Below are 20,601 nucleotides of genomic sequence, written 5' to 3'. Positions count from 1 at the left end.
AAGAAATGAAGGATGTGAGGAAGGGCCAGTGAGGGAGATTCCTTGGAAGAAAAGATGATAAGACCGACTCGCTGGTCGTTCAACTTTTCTGAAAGGACATCCCCTCACCCTTCCGAACTCAACTAAAGAGTGCGACAAGCGCATCAAAGAGCAAGATCTCTGGAGCAAAAAGGCGTAAGAATTCACGGAGGGAATTCGTCGACTTTTTGTGAAGAGGACGCTTGCTCTGCGCTTGGAACACGTTTTGAAGGATGTGAGGGAGGACCAGGGGGAGAGATTCCCTACTCCTCTGCCCCCGGAAGACCTTGCCAGTGACAACGACTGCCGCTAGGGGTCATTTCGACCGCTAACTGGATGGGCAATTCCTGCTTCAGTTCTTCCCGGTGAGAGATGACAGCAATCAAGCGGCCTGAACGTTGGTGGAGGTCCACCAGGGTATCAAGGGCCTGTTGAAGGGTTTCCGAGTCCAAGGTTCCGAATCCTTCATCAATAAAGAGCATACCCACGTCAACCGTCCCAGCTTCTTCCTGGATCACATCACTAAGTCCCAAAGCTAAGGCCAGGGAGGCTTGGAAACTTTCGCCTCCTGACAGGGAGTGGACGCTGCGCTCGCTAGCCGTATAGGAATCGAAAACATTGAGGTTAAGTCCCTTAGCCTGGTTGCCACCAATCTCGTCCTCCGCCCGCTTAAAGTAATACTTGCCATTGGTCATTTGATAGAAACGCTGGTTGGCCCGCTCGACGATCCAATCCAAGTAAATTCCTAAAATATAGCGTTGGAAGGAAATCCGCTGGCTCTTGTTGAGCTTCCCGTTAGCGACATCCGACAATTTCTTCAAGTCGCCAAAGCTTTGGTAGCGGTCTTGGTAGTTCTGCCATAAGTCAGTCAGGAGAGCGACTTGGTCCTTGAGCCGAATTAAATCTTCCCGCTCCTGACTTAACTGGCTAGCGGCTTGGTCATAGCTTTGGTCGAGCTCGCTTTTTTCCTTTTGATAAGTGGCTTGGTCCTGGTCAATAGCCAAGTCTTTTGCATTTGCCTTTAAGGCCTCAAGCGACTTTTTATAGGCATAGACCTGGTTAGAATAGGCAGATAGAGTTTGGCTGATGGCCTGCCAGTCACGGTCACTTTGGTGGAGGGCCTTGACCTGGTCATCACTGAGTTCCGATTCTCTTCGGGCTTGGGCTAAACGCTCAGCAATGGCCTGAGACTGTGCTTGGTTTTTCTTGACCGCCGCTTCTTGGTAGTCCCGCTTGGTGGTTAAAACGGCAGCTTTTTCTTTCAAAGCTTGCTCTCTTTGGGCTAATCTTTGCGCTAAGGCCTCCAAGTCTTTTGCTTCTGTCTTGAGAGCTTGAGCTTGTTGGTTTAAAGCCTCCTTGGAGTCTCCAATTAAGAGCTCCTGAGCCTTTTTGAGTCGGTCTTTCACTTGATCCAAATAAGCTTTTTGCCGGCTGACCTGGCCTTCACTTTTAGAAAGTCCCTGCTTAAGGGTTTGCAGCTGAGTTTCTTGGCCTTTGACCCTTTCCTTTTCTTCCGCCAGGGCTTTTTGATTAGCCTGGTCTTTGTCGTATTTTTCTTGGTAGGTCGAACTGGCTTGCTTATAGGCACTTTGAGCTTGGTCCAGCCGGTCTTGCCAGTCAGTGATAGTGGCTTTAGGGTCAAAACCATATTGTCTGCACAAGTTGGCCCGACTCTGCTTGTGGTAGTTGATGGCCTCGCTGGCTTTTTGGTAGGCTTGGCTAGCCTTTTGAGCCTGGGCTTCTAACTGGTCCACTTGGCCTTGGTCCAGGTCTTCAGCAGACCTGTCGGCACTGACTTGGGCCGGGTCAGGATGGTCTAAGCTCCCGCAAACTGGACAGGGACTGCCCGGACTTAGGTCTTGAGCCATGATCCCGGCCAGATTGCGTTGATAGGTCTGCTTGGCTTCCAGATAGACCTGGTTGGCTTTTTGCCAGGTCTTTTCTGCCTGGAGGAAGTTTGCTTCTCCTTTTTGAATGGCTTGGTCAAAGGATTGGACCTGGTCGAGCCCACCTTTTAAGTCGGTCAATTGACGGCCGGACTCTTTGACCGCTTCTTTTTCTTGGTTCAGGCTGTCGGGGTCAAAAATGGCCTGGCTTAATTGGTCCACTTGGGCTTGCCCTTGGCTGATGGCTTCTTCTAGACTAGCCACTTGGTCTTGGCCCTTTTGGTAGCTAGCTTCCAGGTCTTCTAATTCAGCCTGACCAGTTTGAACTTCTTTTTGGGTGCTTTCATAAGTGGCCCAGTCCTTGAGGCCAGCTTGAACTTGGTTGATGGCTTCTTTAATTTGCGGCAAGTGCTCCAAGTTTTCTTTTTGCGCCGTCCAGTCCTTGTCATAGTCAGCTCGGGCGGCTTGGTAGTCTTTCTCTTCCTGGTCAAGTTGGGTCTGACTTTGGTCTAGGTCCTTAGCCTCTACTTGGGCCTGGGCTTGGTCTTTTAAGGCCTGGTAGAAGGATAAAGACCCCTGATAGTTTTGATAGGCCCTTTTTAAATCAGCCATCTGGCTTTGCTTGGCTTCTAGGCGGTCTTTTTCTTGGGCCAGGTTGGCTTGAGCATCAAAGTAGTCTAGGACTTGGCTAAGTTGGGTTCGCTGGGCTTCCAGTTTTTCCAGCGCTTGGCTGGCTTGTTTGAAGTCTGCTTCTTTGGTCGCTAAGAAGTCAGTCAAAAGCTGGCCTAGCTTAGCCTCCCCCTGGTCTTTTAAACGGACTTCTAAAAGCGCTTGGTCTTCTGAACTAAGCAAAGTCTTTAAGCGTGCTTGGGCCGCATCATGATTTTTCTTAAGGCGGTCTAAGTCGCTCTTGACCTGGCTGTATTGGTCTTGCAAGTAGTCCTGGAAACGGTTAATGGCCTCGGTATGGAAGATGTGGGTAAAAATTTCCTCCTTGTCCCGGCTTGAGGCCTCCAGCAAGCGCTTGAACTCACCCTGGGGCAACATGACGATTTGAGTAAACTGAGACTTATCTAAACCGATGGCCTCTTTGAGATAAGTTTCTAGCTCATTTTTCTTACCTGACACCAACTTGCCGTCAACATTAACTTCCAAAACTTCAGAAGGATAGGCCTTGGACCGCCCTTCCACCGCTCCCGGGCCTGTCTGTTTGGGTTGGCGGTAGACCTGGTAGTGGTGGCCATCACTGTCAAAGGTAAAACGCACATAGGCCAGGTCCAAGTCGGTGGCAAAACGGGACTTGAGCTCGCTGGCTTCCCGACTCGACCCCGAAGCGCCCCCGTAGAGGGCATAGGTAATGGCGTCAAATAGAGTGGTCTTACCCGCCCCAGTATCTCCTGAAATCATAAACAAGCCATAGGGCCGGACCCGGTCAAAGTCAATCACGGTCAGATCCCGATAAGAGCCAAAGGCATTCATTTCTAAACGTAAGGGAATCATGGTCCACTTCCTTTCTCAGTCAGCTAGTCAGCTTCCTGGTCTTTTTGGGCCGCTAACCAGGCCGCCTCCACCGCCTGATTTTGCGTTTCAGTCAAAGTCTGGCCCAGGGTTTCTTGGTAGAAGTCGGCGAAGAGCTCTAAGGGGTCAGCCACTTGATGACTAAGCTTATCTTTACTGATTTTTCCCTCAAGCTGGGCGCTGACCTGGCCAATATTCACGTATTCCAGGTTCATAATATTGGGATAATTATCCCGCAGCCGATTCATCCCGTCATGAACCGGGGTCTGGTCAGTCAGTTCAAAGTAAATATAGTCATCCGACTGCCCCGTTAAGGCCTGGTCAAAACTCGTTTTAATCACGCAGACATCATGTTGGGGCTGGATCATATGCTTGGTGACCTGGATTGATTCCTTGGTCAAATCCACCTCCAAATACTGCTTATGGTGGTGGGCTTCCGACTTGGAGTACTTGAGCGGACTGCCACTATAGCGGACCTGTTCGCCCTTGACCCGCTGAGCCCCGTGCAAGTGACCCAAAGCCACATAGTCAAAGTCTTGAAAGACTCGGCTAGGCACATATTCGGTGGTCCCAATACTTAAGGGCCGCTCCGACTCCGATTCTTCTAAGTCAGCCCCAGCTTCCTCCAGGCTAGAGGAGGTCACATAGCCGTGGTAGACAATCAAATTCAGGCGTTCAGGATCAAAGGATTCCTGGTCCTTGATGGCTTGGACCTGTTTGGCTGCGGCCTTTTCCAAGCTGTCAATGGTCGGATCCTGGTAGAGCTCCCGGATGACCTGGTAGTCGGCATAGGGAAGGAGATAGACCCGGGCGCCGTCTAATTCAACGGTTTGAGGCTGTTTTTGTGGCAAACCCGCCAGATGAACATTTTGGCGTTCATAGGCCCGCGCCCCATAGGCAATCCGTTCGCCAGCATCGTGGTTACCAGCAATAATGGCCACCGGGCATGTTAACTCCACCATCATCCGGTCAATCAAGTCATTGGCCAAGCGGACGCTATCGCGGCTGGGAAGCGAGCGGTCGTAAAAGTCGCCCGCGATAATTACCAAGTCCGGCTCAAGCGCCTTGAACTCGTCAATCAGCTGGTGGAGGACCACTTTCTGGTCAGCCAACATGGACCGGTCATTAACAATCTTCCCAATATGCCAGTCGGAAGTATGGATAATTTTCATAGGGTCAGCTCCTCTTTTCAAAATACGAACTATCTAATCAAAACCTGCTCCAAGCGCAGAGCAAGCGTCCGCTTGTCACACTCTCAAGAAAAACCAAGCTCTCCACTTGGAGAGCTCGTTTAAACATAAATGTTAATTATTTTTTATTTAATAGTGGCTTGAGATATTGTCCAGTATAAGATTTCTTATTCTTAGCCACTTTTTCCGGGGTTCCGGTGGCGACAATGGTTCCACCGCCGTCTCCGCCTTCTGGTCCCAAGTCGACAATATAGTCAGCGGTCTTAATCACATCCAAATTGTGCTCGATGACAAGGACGGTATTGCCTTCATCGACCAAACGTTGGAGGACGCCGATCAAGCGCTTAATGTCGTGGCTGTGAAGCCCAGTGGTCGGTTCGTCCAAGATATAGATGGTATTGCCACTAGCCACCCTTTGCAGTTCACTGGCCAGTTTCATCCGTTGGGCTTCCCCACCAGACAGGGAGGGCGCTGGTTGACCCAAGGCCACATAACCCAGTCCTACATCAGCAATGGCTTGGAGCTTGCGATGGATCTTCGGAATGGATTGGAAGAATTCCAAGGCCTCGTCCACCCTCATGTCTAAGACCTCAGCAATATTTTTGCCCTTGTAGTGGACTTCCAGAGTCTCGGCATTGTAGCGGGTCCCCTTGCAGACTTCACAAGGCACATAAATATCCGGCAAGAAGTTCATCTCTACCTTGACAATCCCGTCGCCCTTGCAGGCTTCACAACGGCCACCCTTAACATTAAAGGAAAAGCGGCCCTTCTTGTAGCCCCGTAACTTGGCCTCATTAGTTTGGGCAAAGAGGTCGCGGATGTCGTCAAAGACGCTGGTATAGGTGGCTGGGTTAGACCGTGGCGTCCGACCAATGGGACTTTGGTCGATATCGATGACCTTGTCCAGCGACTCATAGCCCTCAATGGCTTTCACCTTTCCAGGCACCACTTGGGCCCGGTTGAGGTGGCGGAGTAAGTACTTCTTGACCACTTCATTAACCAGGCTGGACTTTCCTGAACCGGATACCCCAGTAATCAGGTTAAAGCAGCCCAGCGGGAACTTGACGTCAACGCCTTTTAGGTTGTTGACCGCGGCGCCCTTGACTTCCAACCAACCCTTGTCGGTCTTCCGGCGTTCTTTAGGCACTTCAATGGCTTTTTTACCGGATAAGTATTGGCCGGTCAGGGAATCAGGATCTTGGGCCACTTGATCAGGTGTCCCGGCGGAAACCACTTCTCCCCCATGGGCACCGGCACCTGGCCCCATATCAATTAAATAGTCAGCCTGGCGCATAGTATCCTCATCGTGTTCCACCACGATCAAAGTGTTCCCTAGGTCCCGCATCCGCTTCAAAGACCGGATCAAGCGGTCATTATCGCGTTGGTGGAGACCAATGGAGGGTTCGTCGAGTACATACATAATTCCGGATAGGTTGGACCCAATTTGAGTGGCCAGGCGAATCCGTTGGGCCTCCCCGCCTGACAAGGAGCCAGCATTACGGTCCAGGGTCAAATAATCCAAGCCCACTTCATCCAAGAAACCTAGTCGGGCATGAAGTTCTTCCATAATAGGCCGGGCAATTTTTTCATCTTGGTCTTCTAAGTCTAAATCCTTAAAGAAAGCAATCACTTGGCCAATGGCTTTTTCCGTCACCTCAGCAATATCCAAGCCAGCCACCTTAACCGCCAAAGCCTGCTCATTGAGCCGTTTGCCGTGACATTTAGGGCAAGGCAGTTCCGCCATGTATTGGCGCATGCTTTCCCGGATCATATTGGAGGAGGAATTGTGGTAGCGGCGCTCAACATTATTCGCCACCCCTTCAAAGGCCATGTCCTTGTCGGTGACATTACCAAACTCATTTTGATAGTTAAAATGGAAGGTCTGGTCGCCTGACCCGTAGAGGAGCAGGTTTTGTTGGTCTTCACTGAGTTCTTCAAAAGGCTTGTCTTGAGGAATATCAAAAGCCTGGCAGGCTTGGTCTAAGAGAGCTGGATAATAGCCGGAAGCCTTGTTATACCAAGGGACTAAGGCCCCCTCCTCTAGCGACTTGGTCCGGTCGGGCACCACGATATCTTCATCCACCTTCATCTTGGAGCCGATTCCGTCACATTCCGGACAGCGGCCAAAGGGGGCGTTGAAGGAAAAGAGACGGGGTTCCAATTCCCCCACCGTAAAGCCACAGAGGGGGCAGGCATAGTGTTCAGAGAAGAGGATTTCTTCCCCACCAATAATATCCACCAAGGCATAGCCTTCCGTCAGACGCAGGGCAGTTTCCAAGGAATCGGCCAAACGTGCCCGAATGCCTTCCTTAATGACTAAGCGGTCAATGACTACATCAATATCATGTTTCTTATTCTTGTTTAATTCAGGCAGGTCTTCCACATCATACATTTCCCCGTCAATACGGACGCGGACATAGCCTTGTTGTTGGACCTTTTCCAAGAGCTTCTTGTGTTGGCCCTTCTTACCATAAACGATGGGCGCCAGGATTTGGATCCGGGTCCGTTCTTCCAGGCCCTTGACCCGGTCAATCATCTGGTCGATGGACTGGCTTTGGATGGGGGTACCATCATTCGGACAAATGGGATGTCCCACCCGGGCGAAGAGGAGACGGAGATAATCATTGACTTCAGTGATGGTCCCCACGGTTGAACGCGGGTTGCGGTTGGTAGTCTTTTGGTCAATGGAAATGGCTGGACTCAAGCCATCAATGGAATCCACATCCGCCTTCTTAATATTGCCCAGGAATTGGCGGGCGAAAGCCGACAGGGATTCCACATACCGGCGCTGACCTTCCGCATAGAGGGTGTCGAAGGCCAGGGAGGACTTACCTGACCCTGATAATCCCGTGATCACCACCATTTTATTGCGGGGAATAGTCACATTAATATCTTTCAAGTTATGAGATCGTGCCCCACGCACGACAATTTCTTCTTTCAAATCGGTCACTTCCTTCATTGAGCTAAAAGCCACTTAATCACTCGGCTTTTGGCTCACTTCTTTTATACAAACAGGTGTTCGTTGAATAGTTTACCATAGATTCAGTCTGAGACCTAGAAAAGCTCACTCAACCGCCGCTCGTCTAGGCCAGGTGCACCTTTCATTATAACCAGCCCTGACCGAGAATTAAAGCGATAGGACTAAGATCAGCCGATAGGATGAGGCGAATGAAGCCTCTTATAAGTAAGAAGTAAAAGCGCCTCCCTCCTGCTCTGGATGAGGCAGGATTTCTTCCTTTAGCGGGAAATTTCTTGACTTAAAACTCGTGTGATGCCAAGCTTTTATTGCTATACTGGTTATAAATTTTAGCCGAGGCCCTTGTCTATTCAAAACAACTAAGGGAGATTTTCTTAAAGGAGGATGTTAATGAGTAAAATAGGTAAATTCTTGCTTTTTATGGCTATTGTTATTGGAGGTTTCTTTTTAGGTTACTGGCTGGCTAGTAACGGTATATTAAGCCATTTTGCTGACATCAGCCTGCTTGATATAGCAGTCATTATCTGGGTGTTAGCCTGTAGCTTCTTGCTTCAGATTGTCTTGCATGAAGGCGGCCATGTCCTAGCCGGCTGGCTGGTCGGCATGGACTTGATTCTTTTTCGTCTGGGCTCGCATGTTTGGTATCGGTCCCCTGAGGGTTGGCAACATGGCCGTGAGTATGTAGATGGTATCGGTGGCCAAGCCCTGATGGTCCCGGGTCAATCTAGTCGTCCAGGCAGTAGACCGGCCTACATCCTCTATCTGCTAGGTGGGGTGGCCATGAACTTTATCCTCGGCGCTCTACTGATTGTATGGGCCTACACTAGCTCTCGGCCCTGGAATCTTGGCCTATTGATCGGCGGAGCGACCGCCTGGCTGCTTGGCCTGGTAAATCTTTTGCCAACCATTCCCTATAGCGATGGGGCCCATGTTTGGCAATTATTAAAAGACCCCAAGGCTCTATGGTGACCCCAATAAGTTGGACTTTATATATAGTGAGTTGGCCTTTGGCCAGCTCTTTTTTGTTGCTTACAGTTCTTGCTTATTTCTTGCCGACACATTTACTCAGAAATTTAAACTTGTCAAGAGGAAGAGCGTAGCGGCTCTTGATAAGTTTAAAGTTTATGTGTAATCATTAAGCGGCGAAAGAAGCGTGATGAAGACGAAATTCTATAGGACTCCTAAAATCTAATTTTTCTTTGATTCTTTCACCATTGTAATAGATTATAAAATCTTCAATCGCTTGTGCTAATTCTTCAAAGGAATGATAAGTCCGACCATAGTAGACTTCTTGTTTTAGTAGACTAAAGAAATTCTCCATTGGCGAATTATCTAAGCAATTTCCTTTACGAGACATACTTTGAAAAATTCGGTGATCCTTCAAGAGCCGGGTGTAACTTTTCATTTGATAGGCCCAGCCCTGATCAGAATGAAAGGTTCTTCTGTATGGACATAATTTACTTGCTTCAATGGCAGCTTGTAGCCCCTCCAACATGCTTTGTCCATTAGGCTGATGTGTTATCTTAAAAGAAATAATTTCTCGATTAAATAGATCCATGTAAGGATCTAAATAGAGTTTTCCAGTTTGATAATTCCCAGAATCATCGGCATAGTAGTATTTAAATTCTGTTGTGTCTGTTGTTATTTTTTGATAAGGAATGGTCGAATCAAACCGCCGGTTGATACGATTTGGCGCTATCTCTCCAATCGTTCCTTTGTAGGAATTATATTTTCTTGTCTTTCTAGTATAGCTAGTGACCTGTATCCCCATAATTTTCATTAGGCGTTGAACTTTGTTTTTACTGACCTTATAACCACGGGAAAGCAGTTCAGCTCGCATTCTTCGATAACCATAATCCTTATGGGTTTCTCTGATGTCTTTCATTTCCTCTTTTAAATCGGCATCCTTATCAATTTCCTCATCTTTATTTTTCCAATAAAAGTAGGTCGATTTAGGAAACTTTAAAACGCTAAGAATATCTTTTAAAGCATATTTTTCATCATGGAGACGTGTGATTTCGGTCACTATTTCTTCTTTTCTCGCTTGACTCTTTGAGCCACACGTCTCCTCAATCCTTTTAAAAATTTGTTCTCAATTTCTAAATCCGTAATCCGTTGTTCAAGTTCCTTTATTTTTGCTTCACTTAACTGATTGGTTTCGCTGCTATCCTTTATTTGATTGATTTGTGATTTCTTTTTAGACACTTTAGGTGGCCTTCCTTTCCTCGCGGAAAGGCCATCGAGTCCTCTTTCATGATAAGCTCTTCGCCAATTAGCGATTAGACTTGGATTATTCATGTTTAATGAATTGGCCAATTCGCGATAACTCATTTCCGTACTTTCATACAATTCTATCGCATTTAATTTGAATTCAACAGTATAAACCTGTTGAGTCCGCCTTTTCTTTAAACCATCTACACCAAATTCATAATAGTTATTAACCCACCTTCGTAAAATAGAAGGATCTATTCCTGCTTTATTAGCTAAGGTTCGATAACTTCCTTTTTTCGCAATATAGTCTCCTACTAAATTCAGTTTAAATTCTAATGAATATTTAGACATAAAAATAACCCCCAAAAGTTGAATTCTTAGTCCAACTTTTGGGGGTCACTACACTCCAAGTGAGCTTTTTCGAGCGATGAAACTGCAAGAGCAACTGAATCAAGGAACCCCCTACCATCAATTGGCGGCTGACTATCCTTTTACACTGCCACTTAGTCGCGATCACATCACCAATACCAGTAATGCCTTGGTAAAGGCCCATGGTCTCTATGAAAGCGGACAATTTGAAGTGGCCTCCTCATTCCTCAAGCAACTTTGCCAAGAAAAGGACCAAGCCATTCCCATCCATCAAGTCGCTATCGATGAACTTTACCTAGGGACTCTACTCATGGAGGTAGTCACAGGACAAGTAAAATTTACCGATGTCCAAACCAGCATCGAGGCTATCCTGGACAATAAGACCTTTAGAAAGCGGTTAAAACAGCCAACCGCCAGCAATTACCGCATCCGTGCCCTCTTAGCAATCGTCCGCGATAAGGATTGGGACCAAGCCAGACAGGCATTAGAAAGCGGTAAAGACCTCATCGCTCAATGTGGGTCAACAACCGACTGTCGCTTTGAAGCCCTTGCCTATCGCCGTATTCAGGACTATCTCGACAAATAAGAAAAACTTTGTCTAGCTCAAGCGAGGGCAAGGATCTCAAAAAGGCTGACTCTTTTCTTCATCATCTAGAAAAGGATCAGCCTTTTAAGCTATCTTTAAAACGTTTATAAAACATCCAAAGATCAATCAGTCATTTCAATAGTTCCCACAGCACCCATGCCACCACCGACACACATAGTGAACAAGCCGTATTTCCCGCCAGCATCTTGAAGATAACTCATAGCCTTGCAGTTTATAATTGCTCCAGTCGCGCCTAGTGGGTGACCTTCATCGAAAGAACTTTCGTAAAATAGATTATTTATATATATATCTCCACGACTTCCTATATTCAGAATATAAACCTTTTTATCATCATCATTAAAAAGAACACGAAACTTCCCTACTCGCAAACGCTTGAGATGCGTATATCCAGCCATGTTTTTAATATCACCACTAGGGATCTGATAAATAGCTGTGATGAGACGATCTTGATCATTCTTACTCTGCTTTTGAAGAAACTTCAAAGCTTTTTTCTTAAAGATAAATTCTTTCATGCTACAGGGCTAACTTTTTGCGCAAGTCGGCTTCGGTTAAAACCTGTCCAGGATCTTTTTCATCCGTTTCAGCAATTAAATCACGGTAAAAGTCATCAACAATGACCTGACCTTCTCCATCATAGAGATCTTTATCTTGCAAATAGTAAATCAAAGAAAGAATATTTTTCAGTTGTTTTTCATCTAAATGGTTCAATTCATGCTTTATCTTATCTAGAGTAGTCATTGGATCACTCCTTAATTATAAACAAAAGGACAAGTTTTCGCTTTTATTATAGCATAGATATTAGCTAGATAGGCTAAGTGAAACCAGCCCTGATTGGCAATTCAAGAAATAACTTTTCCATCTCCTAGCTAAATAAGCTTAGCTAGTCGGTTCTAAGCCTTCCAAGATTCTGAGATCAATTCAGCCAATGCTTTAGGGTTGTCGATATTGACTTCATGGCCGGCATTTTTGATTAGTCGCAATTGACTATTCTTAATATCCGCCTGAAAGAGTTTGCTGCTTTTTAGGTTAAATCGATCGTTTTCTCCACAGACTAAGAGGGTTTGGCAAGGTATTTTTTCTAAGTGAGTCGCGATGTTGAGCGTTTTGGTTGAGTGGATCAAGCGGATAAATTCATCCTTGGTGAGACCTAAGGGGATAAAAGTTCTTCTTGGCATCAGCTTAAACACCATGGCCTGCACTGTCATGAGGAATTTAGTGATTTTATAGGGAAGGCCGATTAAAATTAAGGTATTAACTTTGTCAGGATTATTTTTAGCATAGTCTAAAGCCAGTAGCCCCCCTAAGGAAAGGCCACACAAGTTAACCTTGTCCTCCTTATTATTAACGTATGCTTCAAAGCGCTTATATAGGTTTTGGTAGGTAGAAGTATCCTTTTTGATCAATTCAAAGAGGTTAGGACAATCAGCCACTATGTTTGCTTCATCCAAATATCTTTTTACTTGATCCCAACTTGTATTATCCTGACCTAAGCCATGGATTAAAATATTCTTCATGCCTTACCTCCCTAGATTTGTCTATCATATAATATATAATCAATTATTTCATATTAAGCAATAGAAGCAAATAAGTGTTTAAAATCAATCTAATGATGTATGGCAATTGTACTATTTATTACTATACTAAAAATAAGAAACATAAGGAGCTATATTATGATGACGAATGTATTATCCGCTAAGGTCATTAAAAACGGTAATAGCCAAGCGATTAGTTTAAGTAAAACGGCCTCAGAACTATCACACTTTAAAATTGGTGATCAACTCGAATTAAAAATTGACAATGAAACGATCCAAATCACCAAGAAAGAGAATAATTTGAAAGATAAGATTAGGGCCTTCTATCAAATGCTGGGCTTTATGAAGAATGGTAAAGCAATTTAATAATGCGACAATAGAATGAGATCCTATACCTGGTCGTGAAAAAGTTAAATAAAAAAGAGCTATAAGATTTGGTGTTGATGAGAGCACCCGGCTCTTCACCGACACTTTTTTAAAATATAAAAGCCATAGAAGACCTATACTGAAACTACAATCCAACCAAGAGACAGAAAGGTAGAAATCATTGGATATTTTAAACATATCATTTTAAATAAATTAGATTTGCACGGGCTAAAAAGATTCCTGCGATAATCTTTTTATTCTTTCTAGCGACTATCGGTGCAAATAAAAATGCCATACCTTTGTGAGATATGACATTACTATTAAAATTCTCAAACACTACTTGAAAAAAGCATTATTTTTTCGATAAGCTTATGTCTCTTAGAGTCTAAGGTTACCACATTATACTATAAACTTATTCAAATCATTTAGTACATTGGTCAATAAAGTCCCTTAAAGTTAGTAGACACTTTGAAAGCTAATCCCGAATCTAATACTTCAAAATGCTTACGGCCACATTTAATTTTAGCAAGTTCTGCTGAACGCAATTGAGTGGGGTCGGTTGTTCCCTTAGTTTCTACCACAAAGTATAACTTATCTTCTTCATCCTGCTCTATCAAGACCGCCCAATCGGGATTGTAGTTACCTAGTGGTGTTGGAACTTTAAAGTTACTCGGTAATTTGATGTAACACTTCACGTTCCTGTCTCGCTCACATTCCAAGGCAAAATTACGCTCAATATTTGAATCATAAACAACATAATTATAAGGATAGCGATCATCATGTACTTTTAGTGTATTATCTTCATACTGGTCAATTTCATCAGCTTTCAGCAAACTTTGATCGTAGGTCTCTCCTATTTTTTCATATTTAATGCCGTCTACCATTACCACTCGTTTATGAGCGTTAATAATGCGAGCGACTTCTGTCATATATTCTTGAGGGTTCCGCTTAAAATCACGCAAGGTATCACTTTTCTTAAGGATCTTAATAATCGTTTGCCGTGTCAACCGTGTTTCATTCTGAAGATAAGTCAAAATATCAGGGACTTCTGTGTATACCTTGTCTACGCTCGAATAAGCTCCTGATTCTTCTTCAACGAAATCAATCCCTGCTTCAGCAATCCCAACTTGGGCTTTAGAATAGTCGATTCGGCGGCGTTTCACCTGTAACTCGAGCGATAATTCATTAGAGACTTCTTTAATAAAGCGTTCAGAATCAAATGAAATAGAATAGCGTGTTTTTTCATTAATACGTCGCCATAAGTCAAGGAAGGGGCCTGTCAATGCCTGCTTGTTTAGTTTAACAGATACCCGTTTCCGTCGGTCCTTGACTTCAACCTTATCAGAATTAAACTTCTCTTCAATGGCCTGAATCACTCGATTAGACATGCCTGTTGCTAATTGGGCAATTTCTTTTGGAACCTTGAAACTTTGATCCTTAAGATCTTGGGCTAATTTCTCTGTTCCCTTGCGCTTCTTATCTATATATCCCTCATCTTGCATATACTGGACAAGAAGTTGAGATTTTTCTAGTCCTAAAGCGCTTTTGGTTCCGTCAGCACGCTCTTCCACAATTAAAGAAGAGAAGATATTATCGGTAAAGAGACCAAATTGAACCCCTTCACTTTCATATTCTTGCTGCAAGTCAGTCGCAAACTGCTGGTAACTTTCATTGGCCATAACAGTCAAAACATTGGTCTCAAAACCTGGTGCACGTTCGCCTTCTTGGTTGACTGCAATCCTTAAGCCACGACCAATTTTTTGTCGTTTGGTCAACGTATCCTTAGTTTCTACTAAAGTACAGATCTGAAAGACATTGGGATTGTCCCAGCCTTCCTTCAACGCTGAATGGGAGAAAATAAAACGTAATTTATTCGCACGTTTAGTATTTCCTTTTTTCTCGTCATAGAAGGTGAGCAGGTCTTCCTTATCCTTCATAATAATTTGATAGGCAGATTCATCATCTTTAGAAGCACCGCCTGTGTTCTTAATCCGTTGCTTTGAATCCACCGCAAAGTAACCATCATGAACCTCTTCTACTGGCACTTCACGATCTCTTAAGCTTTGGTACTTCTCTCTTTGAATAAGAGCTCGATACTCTTCTTCAAAAATTCTAGCATATTCTCCCTTAATCGCTTCATTATTCTCATCATACTGACGATACTTATCTACCTGGTCAATAAAGAAGAGGCTTAGAACCTTAATTCCTTTTGGATTTAATTGTAGCTCTTTATCGAGGTGTTCTTCGATCGTCTTCTGGATCTGAGCTCGTTTAAGCAATCGGTCATCTCGCTCAGCTTCATCTAGTCGATAAATTTCCTTCCCGCCAGATAATTCAATATATTCGTTTCCAGGTTCTGCTGAAATTGCCCGCACAAAACCGAGTGACTCATAGGGCTCTAGCCGTTTAGACTTGAGATAGAGGTCGTCATCTTGCTTGAGTTTAACATTCTGCTTATGTTCGACACCATTCTTAGTCCGCACATTCATTTCTACTGTAGCGCTAATGGTTTTCTTTGTCGCCTTTATATCGACCAGTTTAAAATATGCTTCATTTGGGTCGATATCCTCACTAAAACCAGCTACTTCGATTTGCTTCACTAATTCTTTCTGATAAGCTTCCACAGGACCTAATTTATAAAGCAAGGGAAATTCTTGCTTATGAGTGGCTGAAAAACGGAAGGCAACAGAAGGGTTCAGAGCCGCAATCGCCTCCTTGGCATTTTCCGTATTATCCACACTCTGAGGTTCATCAATAATAACCACTGGATTGGTCTCTGCAATCAGATCAATCGGACGAATTCCATTCATACTATCCATATCATCTCGGTAGATAATATTTAGATTATCATTTGCCTTTCCACGCTTAGAGAAGGATTGAATGTTAATTACCATGATCTCTACGGTCTCATTTCGAGCGAAGCCACCCACATTCTCTAGTTTACTTGAATCATACATGAAGGCCCGGTAGATCATCCCATTCATCGTCTTCTTGAAGGTCTCACGCGTCATCTCAATGGACTTAAAGACCCCCTCCTTTATTGCAATTGAAGGGACTACAATAATAAATTTGGTAAATCCATATTTCTGATTCATCTCCAAGATAGATTTCAAATAAACAAAGGTCTTTCCCGTTCCAGTTTCCATTTCAATATTAAATTGGGGAAAGCCAGCGGGTACCCGCTCAGTTAGAGGAAGCTGGTTGGCAATCTGGATCTGCTGGACATTGTCAAGTAAACGATTAGGATTAAAAATAATCTGATTGCTGACCCCATACTCATTTAAGAGATGGTATTGAGCATAGCTTCCTCCAATCGTAAAATTTGATTGCCGAGCCTTGTGCCCATCAAAAACATGAAGAATGGAATCAATCGCCTGTCTTTGGTAGTCCAAGTCTTCAAATTGAATTTTCATGTTCTACCTCCTAAATCGTTTGAATAGCTTCTTCAGCGAAATCCGCATCAACCAAAGCTTGGATAACATTCAACTTCATCGCATCATTTCCTAAAAAGCCTTTATCTTTAAACACAACACCTGAAATCAGCTGTGGATCATAGGCATTACGCTTGGCAATAATCGCTTCAGCCACATCCATATCTATTCCATTAGCCAAGCAGATAAACTGTGAACCATGAGCAATATCATAAACTGTCTTGCCCTCAACTTCGAAAGTAGTTACAGGTAGAGTCAATTCCAAGCCATTCTTCAACATGATCTCGTAGACAATATCTAATTCAGATCGTCCCTCTATAAAAACATCTTCAAATAAATCTACCTTGTCATTTTCTAAATCCTCAAAATCTGGATTCCATTCACGTATATTAGACTTGTCGAGTTGAAGGTATTTGAAACCAATATCCAAAGTGTCAGCTAGTTCTGGATGTTCATCAATTATTTTATCACCAGCGCGGCGGATACGTTCGGAACCGATATCGGTGATGGTTGAAATATGTGAACTATACTCATTATCGGATTCTTCTATTTTTTCAGACATTTGCACACAAATAAATTTTCTGCTGTTCTTATCTTCAATATTTAAATTAATTAAGGCTTGACTTGTGGTTGCTGAACCAGAAAAAAAATCAAGAATTATATCGCTAGAATTTGAAAATATCGATAATAGATATTCGATGAGTTTTTTGGCTTTGGAAAATCAAATGATAACCCCATATTTTCCAATTCGTATTTTTCTTTTTCTGTTGTTCCCATATTGTGTAAGACTGTTAAGATGTGTTGCGATTCTCTTCCTTTCTTCATATATTCAATTGTGCCAGTACTTGTTAAATAAAATTCTATTTCACTTCCATCTTCATTTAAAATTGGTTTGCAGCTATTATCGATAAATTCTTCCAATTTTTTATTATTTGCCCAGCCAGAATATACATCAATATCATTCTGTAACTTAAAGTTCTCGATTATTAAATTTTCAGAATGTAAAGGATAGTGTAATTTAAACTTTTTAGTTATACTCCTTGAAATATACCCAACTCGATTTATTTCTTTTATTACTTGCTCTAAATTATCAGTTTTTTTGAAAACTTTACTTTCTATTCTCGCAGGAAAACCTTTAGGTAATTTAATCAAACTTGGTGGATTTTTAGAACCATTTTTAATAATAGAATTTTGTACAAAATTTCTTCTGACTTTGGAATTTTCAGGTATATTTGGATCAATAACATTGTTTATAGCTACTTTTTTTGCATTTTTTGCATAACATAGTATATATTCATGATTTCTAATTATAGGGTCTTGGTTATCGGTATTTCCTGATATTACCCATACAAAATTTTCTATGAAATTTTTCTCTCCAAATATTTCATCGCAAATATGCTTCAAATTTGCCGCTTCTTTATCTGAAATTGATATAAGTATTACTCCATCCATGGTCAAAAGATTTCGTGCTAACCGAAGCCTTGGATACATCATATTTAACCAATTCGTATGAAAACGCCCATTACTTTCCGAATTAGTAGAAAGTAAATTACCATTGGAGTCTACCTGACCTGTTTGTTCTAAGTAATTCTTCACTCCCTCACGAAAGTTGTCCTTATAAATAAAATCGTTTCCCGTATTATAAGGTGGATCGATATAGATCACTTTTACCTTACTGTTATAAGATTTTTGCAAGAGTTTTAAAACCTCCAAATTATCCCCTTCAATATAAAGGTTCTCCGTATGGTCAAAATCCTTACTCTTATCAATGTTAGGACGCAATGTCCCTTTAGAAGGGAGCTGTGATCCTAAGATAGATTCACGTTTACCTGGCCAAGTAAAGGAATAGCTTTCCCCTTCATCATCAATTTCTTCACCTAGAATGGTTTGCAAAGTTTCAAAATCGATCTTTCCACCATCTGTAATGGCTTCTGGGAATAATTCTTTCAACTTATTAATATTCATTTGAGTAAGATCTGGTGACCCACTTGGGACATGCTTTGTCATGTTATATCTCCTTTAATTATATAGCATCAAATTCTTTTTCTAATTCTAACGAAAGAGTCTTATATTCTGAAATAGTCAGTTGTTCTTTCTTAGAAAATCGCCATTCTTTGATTTTATCAATTTGTGGTTTCTTTAAACCAATATTTTCAGCATTATACCTTCGTCTAAAGGTTGCTCGATTACCCTCATTGGAAAGTGTAATTATGATTCGCTTTACTGGATTTAAGCTAATAGATTGAGATAAGCCTTTATCTGCTGATAAAAAATAAGGTAGACAAATAGTTTGAATATTAGTCTTTGCCATCATCATCATTTCTAAATATCTTATATGTGCTAGATCCCAAGCCATTCCTCGGATTTTGTCTAATTTATGTTTTGAATTAAGCTGTAGTGATAGAAATTTAGATAATGTCTTATGATTTCTAATTCCAAATACAGCAATCACAAATTCGTTTTCACCGTAAATCCCTAAGTTACTCGTAATGAATTCAATTAATGCATCTATTTTTTTATTGTTCGATTTTATTTTAGTATCAAATTTAATTAAAAAAGTTTTTAATAAAAGAACATATGCATAATAATAATAGTCACGTACAGCCTTTAAATTACTAGGATTATAGTTCTTTTTTATTGCATTAAACTTAGATTCTGTATCTCTCAATATGTACTCTCGATGACGTTCATAAGTATCCCGTAAACAATCCTCACGTATAGGGTTAAAGGAATCAGCCGTATTAAATGCTTCAATACTTTTATACAATACTTCATCTTCAAAAATATAATTATTGAGAATACTTTCTACTAAATATGGATTAAAATCCAATACCATATTTTCATTTTTAGCCAGGGTTATCATCGATAACAAATCAGTATTTATGTTTTCTTCTAGAGATTTTTTTAAGTCACCGAGTACATTCGAGTCTAGAGATAGCATATAACTAATATTAACATACCCGCTTTTCATTATCTTTTTGCTAATAATCTTGGCTTTAGAAAAATCCATTATACTATTAAGCTTATATTTTCCCGAGGGAATTTTATTTGATAAGAATGCATTTTGATGTTCTTCATTGAAATCAAATAAAATACGTTTTTCATTTATCAATCCAGAAGAAATAATTTCCTCAAGGGACGACGTCAATAAAAAAGAAGTATCATCCATAGGTTCTCCCCCTACTCCCAAACTAAATCACTATCTACTAACTATTTTTTAGAATCATCATTTTCCTCCATGTAACTGTTTATAAGTCTTCCTAATTTATTCTGCTCAATGTAATTCTTAGCCCAATTATATTCGTTATTAGCATTATTGATATCTATATCTATCCTTTCTTCAACCGTCTTAATTTCTTCTTCAGTTGCTTCAATATTTTTCTGTAAATTAAATTGTGCTGAAACATCACTCTCTACTATCCGCTTTTCTTCTAGGCTAGAGTAAATGACAACTGATTTCATAATTCTATTTTTCTGCTCATACAAATAATGATGATTTAGCGATGAGGGACATTTCCAAAGCAATTCATTCAGGTTAAAAGCTATGCTATCTGCAATAAAATATTCATAGCTGAAAGACTCTTGAGCTCCAGAAACAAAACCTGTATATGGGCATACCTGGAGAAAACGAGCATCATCCATCCAGTATATTAATTTAGATTCAATTTCTAGATGATTATATTTAAGACGAGCTAATTTCCATGTAATTTTAAGTCGAACAGCGTTCAAACTTATAGGCTGAAACTGATCTCTTCCTGACATATCATCTATTAAATCAATATAAAAATTTGGATCTAGATTGTAAATAAATCTTGCTGGATTACCATTAAAAGAATCAACAAACGTCCAATTATTATAATCTTTTAAAACTGAGTTATATCGATCTTTTATATCTTTATCCAAATGGAATCTTTTTCTCCACAATTTTTCAAGTATATAATCTGGAGCTGTTCGATCAATTGGTGTATTTGACCCCTGATTTCGTGATAGTATCTGCCCTGCTCCTATAATTCTCCTTCCGTTACGATAGTCCTTCATTAAATAAATAGGCGTATGATCTGTATTATATATAGTAATAATGTCACAAATTTTATCTTCAATTTCTATTGATGACACTTCAATTTCAGGGATATAGTTTCCGGATAAAGATAAATTTCTTAAATGATCAGTAACATCTTCTGCCTGCAATCGGTTTTCGTCATTGGTATCTATTCCTACAATCTCCTTCGATTCATCTTCTATTCCAATAATAATATAACAGTCTTCATGATGAACTGTATTTACAAAATTTAAGATATCAATCACTAAATCAATTTTCTTATCTTTTGTGTACCACTTCTTTTTATAATCCACTCTATCATTTTCACCATTCGACACTAAATCATAAAATTTCGATATTTCCATCAATTCATCTCCCTGCCTAAAAATTATATCTTGCTCGAAAGCAATCGATATATTCATTATATATAAGAAAGAGGATTCAACTTTTCTAGTAA

15 protein-coding genes and 1 pseudogene are annotated in these 20,601 nt (G+C 41.6%); 3 read left to right on the top strand and 13 right to left on the bottom strand.

Features of this window, described 5'->3' with window-relative positions:
• Nucleotides 1–281: 281 nt before the first annotated feature.
• From HMPREF9243_RS01565 to uvrA, 3 genes are all read right to left on the bottom strand, one after another.
• Complete coding sequence (locus tag HMPREF9243_RS01565) at nucleotides 282–3,404, bottom strand: AAA family ATPase (protein WP_013669769.1); 3,123 nt, start codon at nucleotides 3,402–3,404, stop codon at nucleotides 282–284.
• A gap of 23 nt (nucleotides 3,405–3,427) precedes the next feature.
• Nucleotides 3,428–4,594: an exonuclease SbcCD subunit D gene (locus tag HMPREF9243_RS01560; protein ID WP_013670106.1), complete on the bottom strand. Its 1,167-nt coding sequence runs from the start codon at nucleotides 4,592–4,594 to the stop codon at nucleotides 3,428–3,430.
• 136 nt (nucleotides 4,595–4,730) lie between these two features.
• Nucleotides 4,731–7,571, bottom strand: a complete 2,841-nt coding sequence (gene uvrA / locus HMPREF9243_RS01555) for an excinuclease ABC subunit UvrA (protein WP_013669114.1) — start codon at nucleotides 7,569–7,571, stop codon at nucleotides 4,731–4,733.
• A gap of 408 nt (nucleotides 7,572–7,979) precedes the next feature.
• Between uvrA and HMPREF9243_RS01550 the strand changes: the two genes are divergently transcribed.
• Nucleotides 7,980–8,558, top strand: coding sequence for a hypothetical protein (locus tag HMPREF9243_RS01550; RefSeq protein ID WP_013670071.1), 579 nt, complete (start codon nucleotides 7,980–7,982; stop codon nucleotides 8,556–8,558).
• A gap of 166 nt (nucleotides 8,559–8,724) precedes the next feature.
• Here the strand turns inward: HMPREF9243_RS01550 and HMPREF9243_RS10185 are convergent.
• Nucleotides 8,725–10,151 (bottom strand): IS3 family transposase gene (locus HMPREF9243_RS10185; RefSeq protein ID WP_101560582.1). Its coding sequence is split into 2 segments (ribosomal slippage): nucleotides 8,725–9,641 and nucleotides 9,641–10,151, totalling 1,428 coding nucleotides; the frame shifts between segments, so codons are not numbered across the junction.
• Between the two features lie 76 nt (nucleotides 10,152–10,227).
• Here HMPREF9243_RS10185 and HMPREF9243_RS01535 point away from each other — a divergent pair.
• Nucleotides 10,228–10,755 carry a hypothetical protein gene (locus HMPREF9243_RS01535; protein WP_013669713.1) on the top strand — a complete coding sequence of 176 codons (528 nt, stop codon included), beginning with the start codon at nucleotides 10,228–10,230 and terminating at the stop codon, nucleotides 10,753–10,755.
• Between the two features lie 122 nt (nucleotides 10,756–10,877).
• On the opposite strand, the gene HMPREF9243_RS10180 is transcribed toward HMPREF9243_RS01535, so the two are convergent.
• The 3 genes from HMPREF9243_RS10180 to HMPREF9243_RS01520 form a co-directional block, all read right to left on the bottom strand.
• On the bottom strand, nucleotides 10,878–11,288 hold the full coding sequence (locus HMPREF9243_RS10180) for a type II toxin-antitoxin system RelE/ParE family toxin (protein ID WP_013668759.1): 411 nt from the start codon (nucleotides 11,286–11,288) through the stop codon (nucleotides 10,878–10,880).
• Between the two features lies 1 nt (nucleotide 11,289).
• Entirely contained in the window at nucleotides 11,290–11,514 is a 225-nt protein-coding gene (locus tag HMPREF9243_RS01525; protein ID WP_013669670.1) for a hypothetical protein, read from the bottom strand.
• A 152-nt stretch (nucleotides 11,515–11,666) separates the two neighbouring features.
• On the bottom strand, nucleotides 11,667–12,290 hold the full coding sequence (locus HMPREF9243_RS01520; RefSeq protein ID WP_013669291.1) for an alpha/beta fold hydrolase: 624 nt from the start codon (nucleotides 12,288–12,290) through the stop codon (nucleotides 11,667–11,669).
• 156 nt (nucleotides 12,291–12,446) lie between these two features.
• Here HMPREF9243_RS01520 and HMPREF9243_RS01515 point away from each other — a divergent pair, with 156 nt between their 5' ends.
• The gene (locus HMPREF9243_RS01515; RefSeq protein ID WP_013669464.1) at nucleotides 12,447–12,674 is read left to right on the top strand and encodes a hypothetical protein; all 228 of its coding nucleotides are present in this window, start codon (nucleotides 12,447–12,449) and stop codon (nucleotides 12,672–12,674) included.
• 437 nt (nucleotides 12,675–13,111) lie between these two features.
• On the opposite strand, the gene HMPREF9243_RS01510 is transcribed toward HMPREF9243_RS01515, so the two are convergent.
• From HMPREF9243_RS01510 to HMPREF9243_RS09740, 6 genes and pseudogenes are all read right to left on the bottom strand, one after another.
• Nucleotides 13,112–16,087, bottom strand: a complete 2,976-nt coding sequence (locus HMPREF9243_RS01510; RefSeq protein ID WP_013669738.1) for a type III restriction-modification system endonuclease — start codon at nucleotides 16,085–16,087, stop codon at nucleotides 13,112–13,114.
• A gap of 10 nt (nucleotides 16,088–16,097) precedes the next feature.
• The gene (locus HMPREF9243_RS01505) at nucleotides 16,098–16,673 is read right to left on the bottom strand and encodes a hypothetical protein (protein WP_231286956.1); all 576 of its coding nucleotides are present in this window, start codon (nucleotides 16,671–16,673) and stop codon (nucleotides 16,098–16,100) included.
• 33 nt (nucleotides 16,674–16,706) lie between these two features.
• Nucleotides 16,707–16,763: pseudogene (locus tag HMPREF9243_RS11010) on the bottom strand (hypothetical protein); the annotation flags it as partial.
• Nucleotides 16,763–18,112, bottom strand: a complete 1,350-nt coding sequence (locus tag HMPREF9243_RS09745; protein WP_049776715.1) for a site-specific DNA-methyltransferase — start codon at nucleotides 18,110–18,112, stop codon at nucleotides 16,763–16,765. The pseudogene HMPREF9243_RS11010 and the gene HMPREF9243_RS09745, both read right to left, overlap by 1 nt.
• 16 nt (nucleotides 18,113–18,128) lie before the next feature.
• On the bottom strand, nucleotides 18,129–19,274 hold the full coding sequence (locus HMPREF9243_RS01495) for a hypothetical protein (protein WP_013669211.1): 1,146 nt from the start codon (nucleotides 19,272–19,274) through the stop codon (nucleotides 18,129–18,131).
• Nucleotides 19,275–19,315: 41 nt separating this feature from the next.
• Nucleotides 19,316–20,509: a helix-turn-helix domain-containing protein gene (locus HMPREF9243_RS09740; RefSeq protein WP_013669910.1), complete on the bottom strand. Its 1,194-nt coding sequence runs from the start codon at nucleotides 20,507–20,509 to the stop codon at nucleotides 19,316–19,318.
• Between the last annotated feature and the right edge of the window lie 92 nt (nucleotides 20,510–20,601).

This window comes from Aerococcus sp. Group 1 (assembly GCF_000193205.1).
GTDB lineage: Bacteria > Bacillota > Bacilli > Lactobacillales > Aerococcaceae > Aerococcus > Aerococcus urinae_A.
This window is presented reverse-complemented; position numbering and strand designations above follow the sequence as displayed.